The sequence below is a fragment of the Mesorhizobium sp. M1273 genome, assembly GCF_040318195.1.
Taxonomy (GTDB): Bacteria; Pseudomonadota; Alphaproteobacteria; order Rhizobiales; family Rhizobiaceae; genus Mesorhizobium.
In genome coordinates this window covers 39,128-45,742 of the sequence record NZ_JAMYLV010000044.1, presented here as the reverse complement: position 1 = coordinate 45,742, position 6,615 = coordinate 39,128, and the positions used below count along the sequence as shown (strand labels likewise).

9 protein-coding genes are annotated in these 6,615 nt (G+C 61.7%); 7 read left to right on the top strand and 2 right to left on the bottom strand.

Annotated features, from left to right (window positions below; all coding sequences use genetic code 11):
- Positions 1-109: 109 nt before the first annotated feature.
- From NKH30_RS29600 to NKH30_RS29575, 6 genes are all read left to right on the top strand, one after another.
- On the top strand, positions 110-382 hold the full coding sequence (locus tag NKH30_RS29600) for a hypothetical protein (protein WP_352451332.1): 273 nt from the start codon (positions 110-112) through the stop codon (positions 380-382).
- Positions 383-402: 20 nt separating this feature from the next.
- Positions 403-972 (top strand): S-(hydroxymethyl)glutathione synthase, encoded by a 570-nt coding sequence (gene gfa / locus NKH30_RS29595; protein ID WP_352451333.1) that lies wholly within the window; start codon positions 403-405, stop codon positions 970-972.
- A 66-nt stretch (positions 973-1,038) separates the two neighbouring features.
- A complete protein-coding gene (locus NKH30_RS29590) occupies positions 1,039-1,506 on the top strand; it encodes a YaiI/YqxD family protein (protein WP_352770259.1) in 468 nt (155 codons plus the stop codon).
- A 5-nt stretch (positions 1,507-1,511) separates the two neighbouring features.
- On the top strand, positions 1,512-2,189 hold the full coding sequence (locus tag NKH30_RS29585; protein ID WP_352473888.1) for a DUF1345 domain-containing protein: 678 nt from the start codon (positions 1,512-1,514) through the stop codon (positions 2,187-2,189).
- A gap of 104 nt (positions 2,190-2,293) precedes the next feature.
- A complete protein-coding gene (locus NKH30_RS29580; protein WP_352473889.1) occupies positions 2,294-3,175 on the top strand; it encodes a cytochrome b/b6 domain-containing protein in 882 nt (293 codons plus the stop codon).
- 1 nt (position 3,176) lies between these two features.
- A complete protein-coding gene (locus NKH30_RS29575; RefSeq protein ID WP_352997723.1) occupies positions 3,177-3,986 on the top strand; it encodes a molybdopterin-binding protein in 810 nt (269 codons plus the stop codon).
- Between the two features lie 23 nt (positions 3,987-4,009).
- On the opposite strand, the gene NKH30_RS29570 is transcribed toward NKH30_RS29575, so the two are convergent.
- On the bottom strand, positions 4,010-4,612 hold the full coding sequence (locus NKH30_RS29570; protein ID WP_352922997.1) for a DUF3011 domain-containing protein: 603 nt from the start codon (positions 4,610-4,612) through the stop codon (positions 4,010-4,012).
- Positions 4,613-4,698: 86 nt separating this feature from the next.
- Between NKH30_RS29570 and NKH30_RS29565 the strand changes: the two genes are divergently transcribed.
- A complete protein-coding gene (locus NKH30_RS29565; RefSeq protein ID WP_352997721.1) occupies positions 4,699-5,529 on the top strand; it encodes a transporter substrate-binding domain-containing protein in 831 nt (276 codons plus the stop codon).
- A gap of 14 nt (positions 5,530-5,543) precedes the next feature.
- On the opposite strand, the gene NKH30_RS29560 is transcribed toward NKH30_RS29565, so the two are convergent.
- On the bottom strand, positions 5,544-6,542 hold the full coding sequence (locus NKH30_RS29560) for a hypothetical protein (RefSeq protein ID WP_352997719.1): 999 nt from the start codon (positions 6,540-6,542) through the stop codon (positions 5,544-5,546).
- Positions 6,543-6,615 lie beyond the last annotated feature (73 nt).

Here is a 6,615-nt window from a genome sequence, read left to right as displayed (position 1 = left end):
GCAAGATCGAGATCGATCCGATGATCACCCACACGCTGAAGCTCGAGGACATCAACAAGGGCTTTGACCTGATGCATGAAGGCAAGTCGATCAGGAGCGTGGTAGTCTATTGAAGGAGGTACTGATCCGGGTTCGGATCCGATATCCGAATTTCAGCGAGTCGCTCAGTATGCAGAGCTGGCAATTCGGCGAACATCTTTGGGTAGCGCTTAGGAATAACAACCGCGTTCGCATCGACCTCGATGAGATCGACCGCGGCAGAGAAGAAATATCGTTTCTCGTGCGCGATACATATCTGAGTAAGGCGCTCAAGGTGGTAGAGCGCGTCAAGCAAGAACACCGTATGGAGAATGAAGCGGTAATCGAAACGGAACCAGCATAGAACCAAGGGAGGAGACAAAAATGCCGGAAAAACTGCATCCTAAAATCGACAATGGACTGCCACGGGAAAAGGCCGATTTTGCCGGCGGCACGCTGGTCTGCGCCTGCACCAGCAACCCGGTCAAGGTGAAGGTCAAGGGCCAGATCGCCCACAACCATGCCTGCGGCTGCACCAAATGCTGGAAGCCGGAAGGCGCGCTGTTCTCGGTCGTGGCGGTTGCCGGTACAAACGACGTGACGGTGACCGAAAACGGCGACAAGCTGAAGATCGTCGATCCGGGCGCGCTGATCCTGCGCCATGCCTGCACCGGCTGCGGCGTCCACATGCACGGCCCGGTCGAGCGCGACCACGCTTTCAAGGGACTGTCCTTCATCCATCCCGAGCGCTTCCAGGAAGACGGCTGGTCGCCGCCGGGCTTCACCGCCTTTGTCTCCTCGATCATCGAGTCCGGTGTCGATCCGAGCCGCATGGACGGCATAAGGTCACAGCTGAAGTCGATCGGGCTCGAACCTTATGATTGCCTCAATCCAGGACTGATGGACTATATCGCCACCTGGACGGCCAAGAGATCCGGCGCGTTGCCGGCCTAGTAGCCGCTCGACTATCATCGATCGAGCCGGGCGACGCCGCCCGGCTCTTTCGCATTTGGAACAACGATGCCCGCACCTGCTATTCTCGTCGATGCCGACGCTTGCCCGGTGAAGGCCGAGGTCGAAAAAGTCGCTGAGCGGCACGGCATCGTCGTCACCTTCGTCTCCAATGGCGGCTTGCGTCCGTCGCGCGATCCGATGGTCCGCAATGTCGTCGTCTCCAAGGGTGCCGATGCCGCCGACGACTGGATCGTCGAAAATGCCCGGTCCAACGACATTGTGGTGACCGCCGATATCCCGCTTGCCGCGCGCGCGGTGGCGCTTGGCGCCCACGTACTTGGTCCGGCCGGACGCCCGTTTACGCCTGAAACGATCGGCATGGCGGTGGCAATGCGCGATCTCAAGCAGCATCTGCGCGAGACCGGCGAAAGCAAGGGCTACAATTCGAGCTTCGCGCCGCAGGACCGCTCGCGGTTCCTCGGCGAGCTTGACCGCATCCTACGGCGGGCGCTGAAATCCGCGTCTGCGGACTGAAGGCCATGGCGACTGGTACCCCGACCAAGATGCCCATGCGACGCCACACGCCGTTCGCGGTGTCGGCCTGCATCGGCGTGGCAGCCTTTGGCGCCGCGCTGGTCTGGCGTGCGCCGCTTGCCTATTCGATCGGCGCCAATGTGTTCTTTGCCGCCTATCTCGTCCTTGTCATCGCCCATATGCCGCGGCTTACCGGCAGCTATCTGCGCAAGAATGCAGGCGACACGGACCTGCCGGTACTGGCCATCTTCGCGGTCACGCTGATTGTCGTCGCTATTGCCATCATGTCGTTGTTTCAATTGATCAACAGGGAGAAGAGCGCGGACACCGTCGAGCTTATGGTGGCGCTGCTGTCTATCCCGCTTGGCTGGTTGACCATCCATGCGATGGCGGCACTTCACTACGCGCATATCTACTGGTTGGATGGCGATGCGATGGATGGCGACACAAAGAAGAAAATTCCGGTCGGCGGCCTTGACTTCCCGGGCGGCAAGCGGCCGGAAGGCTCGGATTTCCTCTATTTCGCTACGGTGATCGGCATGACGGCCCAAACCGCCGACACCAACATCACGACCTCGCAAATGCGCCGTGTCGTGCTTGTGCATTCGATCCTGTCGTTCTTCTTCAACACGGTCATCGTGGCAGCCGCGGTCAACCTCGCCGTCAGCCTCGGCAGTCCGTAATAAATCCGTGATCGGGTGAAACATCGCTTAGGCTGGCGACGTATTGGGAGGAGAAGAGATCTGACAGGCCATGCGGAACCGCTTGGCAGGGAGGCACGGAAAACATGGAATCAGTTGCCAGAGGCGAAGCCAGCACCGAGGCAGATAGCGCTGCTTCGACGGATGCGACGCTGATCTATCGCCAGTCGCGCTGGACGCGGCTGACGCATTGGCTGTGGGCGATCGCGCTGTTCTTCATGCTGCTTTCCGGCCTGCAGATCTTCAACGCCCGCCCACAGCTCTACATCGGCAAGGAGTCGGGTTTTGGCTACAACAACACCGTCTTCGCCATTGGCGCCGAGAATACGGCGACTGGCCCGCGCGGCTATACCGAAATCTTCGGCAAGCGCTTCGATACCACTGGCGTGCTCGGCTGGTCGGGTCCGGCCGGCCAGGAGACCTCCCGTGCCTTCCCGTCCTGGGCGACGATCCCTTCCTATTACGATCTCGGCACCGCGCGCGTTGTTCATTTCTTCTTCGCCTGGGTGCTGACCACCACGCTGCTGGTCTGGCTGGTCGCCAGCCTGATCAACGGCCATTTGCGCCGCGATCTTGCCCCGCGCCTCGATGATTTCAGGCGCCTGCCGCGAGACATTGTCGAGCACGCCAAGCTCAGGTTCCATCACACGCGCGACTACAACACGCTGCAGAAGATGGCCTATGGCGGCGTGCTGTTCGTGCTGCTGCCGCTGATGATCATCACCGGCCTTGCCATGTCGCCGAGCATGGATTCGGTGCTGCCGTTCCTGAATGATCTGCTCGGCGGCCGACAGACGGCACGCACCATTCATTTCACGGTGATGCTGCTGCTCGTCGCCTTCTTCATTATCCACATCCTGATGATCCTGGCCGCCGGCCCGATCAACGAGCTGCGCTCCATCATCACCGGGTGGTACCGAACCGACCCGCCGGCGCATGGCGACAAAGCGCCAGAGAGGAGTGCCTGACATGGCGAAATTCGAGATCAGCCCCAAGCTACAGATAAGCCGAAGAAAGTTCCTGACCTCGGCCAGCCTCGGCCTTTCCGGCATCATGCTGTCGGGCTGCGACGCCTTCGACAGCCAGCTTGGCGTCGGCGACAGCCTGCGCAGCTTCCTCGAAAGCGCCAATGGCCTGACCTGGCGGGCGCAGCGACTGCTTGCCGGCGCTGATGCGCTGGCGCCGGAGTTCACCGAGGCCGACATTCGCCAGCCGCAGCGGCCGAACGGCGTCACCGCACCGGACGACGATTTCTACAAGGGCCTGCTCGCCAGCGATTTCGCCGACTGGCGGCTGGAGGTTTCAGGCCTCGTCGAAAAGCCGCTGTCGCTGAGCCGCGAGCAGCTGATGAACATGCCGAGCCGCACCCAGATCACCCGCCACGACTGCGTCGAAGGCTGGAGCTGCATTGCCAAATGGACCGGCACGCCGCTGTCGCTGGTGCTCGACCAGGCAGTGGTCAAGCCGCGGGCGCGCTACGTCATGTTCCACTGCCTCGACACGATCGACCGCAGCCTGGCCGGCGACATCAAATATTACGGCTCGATCGACCTGGTCGATGCCCGCCATCCGCAGACGATCCTTGCCTATGGCCTCAACGGCAAGCGGTTGCCGGTCGAAAACGGCGCGCCGCTGCGCGTCCGCGTCGAGCGCCAGCTCGGCTACAAGATGCCGAAATACCTCTACAGGATCGAGCTGGTCGACGGCTTCGCCAATATCGGCGGCGGCAGAGGCGGCTATTGGGAGGACAATGGCTACGACTGGTACGGCGGCATCTGACAGAAACCTGACCTAAGCTTCATCTAACTGTCGTCGTCGCTGTCGTCGCCGTCGCTGCGCAGGGCCGGATTCAGGTCAGGATTGTCGTCAGGGGTGACAAGCTTGCCCAGCCCATGCGGTCCCTGGTAGTTGCCGTGGGTATCGAAGTTGGGGTTGCCCTGATTGTCGAATTGCGGCGTCGGATCGATCCATTGGTCGTAACGGCGCGGGCGCGGCTTCGGATAGTAATTATCGGAATGATGGCGATGCGAATCGCCGTTGTCGAGAATGGCGCCTACCACGCCGCCGACGATAATGGCTGCGGCGACGTCGCCAGCAGAGGGATTGCGGTTGGGGCCGGCGACTGCGAATTCGGCCGAGCAACCATTGTCGACCCAGATGCCGCCGCCGTCATAGCCCCAGCTTCTACCGTATACGCAACGCGCCTTCGACAGCCTGGAGGTCAACTGCACGCCGCGGCGCGTATCGACCCCGCAATAGGAATAGCGGTAGTCGGCGCTGGAGCAGACCACGCGTTTTGCCCCCGCAGCCTGCGCTGCCGCCGGCAGCAGCGAAAGCTTCGCCGGATTGCCCAGGAGGCAAACCAGGAACATCATCGAACCGGTAACCGCCATCCGTGCCGACATCGCAACTCTCCATCAGGGTCCGCTATCGACAGAATGGCACCTCTGTGTAAATCTGACAACCGGACGGGCTCAGCGAGGTTATATTAATGCGCGCTAAGATGATCGCCACAACTATACTTGCCCTTTCTGCCTGGTTGGCTTTGTCGCTGCTGCCAGCCCGGGCGGACGACAGCCTCAAGCGCATCATCGACCAGAAGACACTGACGGTCGGCGTGGCGCTCAACCCGCCATGGATCCTCAAGAAGGCCGACGGGAAGTTCGCCGGCTATGATGTCGACCTGACCAGTGCGCTGGCGTCTGATCTCGGCGTCGACCTGAAGCTGGTCGAGGTGCCCTGGAACGACCTTAAGACAAGACTGCTCAAGGGTGATTTCGACATGATCGCGGCGGGCTACGCCAGCACGCCGGAACGCGCACGCGAGGTGGTATTCTCCAACCAGACCGGCACCGCCGATATCCGCATGGTTGCGACGATCGCCAGTCTGGGGAAAAGGCCGGGCAAGGCAGTGGCGGCGCAGGGATACAAGATCGCCGTGCTGTCCAATTCCACCGATGAAGCCGCCGCGAAGGAAGCTTTTCCCAAGGCGACCATTCTGTCTTTCGACAACACCTCTGATGTTTTCGCCGCGATCATCGGCGGCGACGCACAGGCAATGGTCGCGACATCGCCAACGCCCCAAATGGCCGCAAGGCTCTATGACGCGAAGTTGACAATGGTGGGCGGCCCGCTGTTGCGGACGCCGGAGGCGTTTGCGATGCGGCCGGACGATGTGCGCCTCATCCAATACGTCAACAACTGGATCGGCGCGCGTACCGCCGACGGCACCATAGGCGGCGTGCGCCGCTACTGGTTCGGCAGCTTCAAATGGATGTTGCGCTTCGACACCAGTGCCAAGCCGGAGCCCGCCAAACAATAGTGTCGCGCGACTGCTTATGCGACCTTGTCGATCAGCGGCTTCAGCGCCGGGTGGATTTCCGGCGAGGCGTGCTTGATTAGCGTCAGCAGCGCGCGCTCGTTCTCCTGCAGCGGCCGGTCGCCTATGTGTTCAGCGAGCCATTTGGCCTCGCCGGCATCGACCGTCTCGGCGCGGCGGGCCAGAGCCTCGGCTGCCTTGTTCTTGGACTCCCACTCGGCTTCGATATCGCCGGGTGAGCGATAGGCTTCCATGATGCCGGACAGGCCGCCCGATACCATGCGGCTGAAGAACCCGCCGATTTCCGGATCGGCCTGTTCGAAGAACGAATCCCGGCGCAGCGCCACGTCGCGCACCGGCGGTTCGTAGCCGGCCGAACACATGACGAAATTGGCGATCGCCTTGACGAACAGATCGTTCCAGGACGGATCGTTGTCGCCCGCCGCTGTCCGCTCGTTGATCTTGAACAGCACCTCGGCCTCGGCGCGGCTGATGGCGATGTTGCCATCGCCGCCATAGGCGTAAAGGATGCGGCGCAACAGCTCGACCTCAGCCTTGGCAATCGACCCAGGGATAAGCCTGCCGCCGGTCATCAGCGGCCCCTTGCCGTCCACGACCGCATGAGCGACCTGCTCCAGCGCATAGCTGGAAAGCGTGCTCGGCGATGATTTGGCAACTTCCAGCACATGCACCAGCAGCTCGAGTTCGGTCTGGCTGTCGACCATGCCGTCGCGCGAAATCGTCCGGATCAGCCAGTCGGCATTGTCCTGCGAAACATAGCCCGCCGGCTTTTCCTGGTGGACGATGAAATCGGTGACCGCCTCGACGAAAAACTCGAGCCATTCCGTGCATTTGTCCCTCGCCGTTGCATCCAGCGCAAACAGCGCCTCGGCCTCGCCGCGCGTTACCACGCCGTCGCCGAACACTTCGCCGCGCAGCATGACCACGTCTTCCGCCGTGATCCGATTTTTCGAGGTCAGCCCGGCCACCGGCGCGCTCATGATCAATTCGCCCATTTTCTTCCCCGCCCGCCGCCGGTAATTGCCGGCCCTTATGCGGTATATCGGCAAGGTCTTGAGAAACCGGCAA

Excerpts from the sequence above, each read along its gene's own strand:
- NKH30_RS29590 (WP_352770259.1), top strand. The coding sequence starts at position 1,039 with ATGCCCGCACCTGCTATTCTCGTCGATGCCGACGCTTGCCCGGTGAAG.
- NKH30_RS29570 (WP_352922997.1), bottom strand. The coding sequence starts at position 4,612 with ATGTCGGCACGGATGGCGGTTACCGGTTCGATGATGTTCCTGGTTTGC.
- NKH30_RS29560 (WP_352997719.1), bottom strand. The coding sequence starts at position 6,542 with ATGGGCGAATTGATCATGAGCGCGCCGGTGGCCGGGCTGACCTCGAAA.
- gfa (WP_352451333.1), top strand. The coding sequence starts at position 403 with ATGCCGGAAAAACTGCATCCTAAAATCGACAATGGACTGCCACGGGAA.
- NKH30_RS29575 (WP_352997723.1), top strand. The coding sequence starts at position 3,177 with ATGGCGAAATTCGAGATCAGCCCCAAGCTACAGATAAGCCGAAGAAAG.
- NKH30_RS29585 (WP_352473888.1), top strand. The coding sequence starts at position 1,512 with ATGGCGACTGGTACCCCGACCAAGATGCCCATGCGACGCCACACGCCG.
- NKH30_RS29580 (WP_352473889.1), top strand. The coding sequence starts at position 2,294 with ATGGAATCAGTTGCCAGAGGCGAAGCCAGCACCGAGGCAGATAGCGCT.
- NKH30_RS29565 (WP_352997721.1), top strand. The coding sequence starts at position 4,699 with ATGCGCGCTAAGATGATCGCCACAACTATACTTGCCCTTTCTGCCTGG.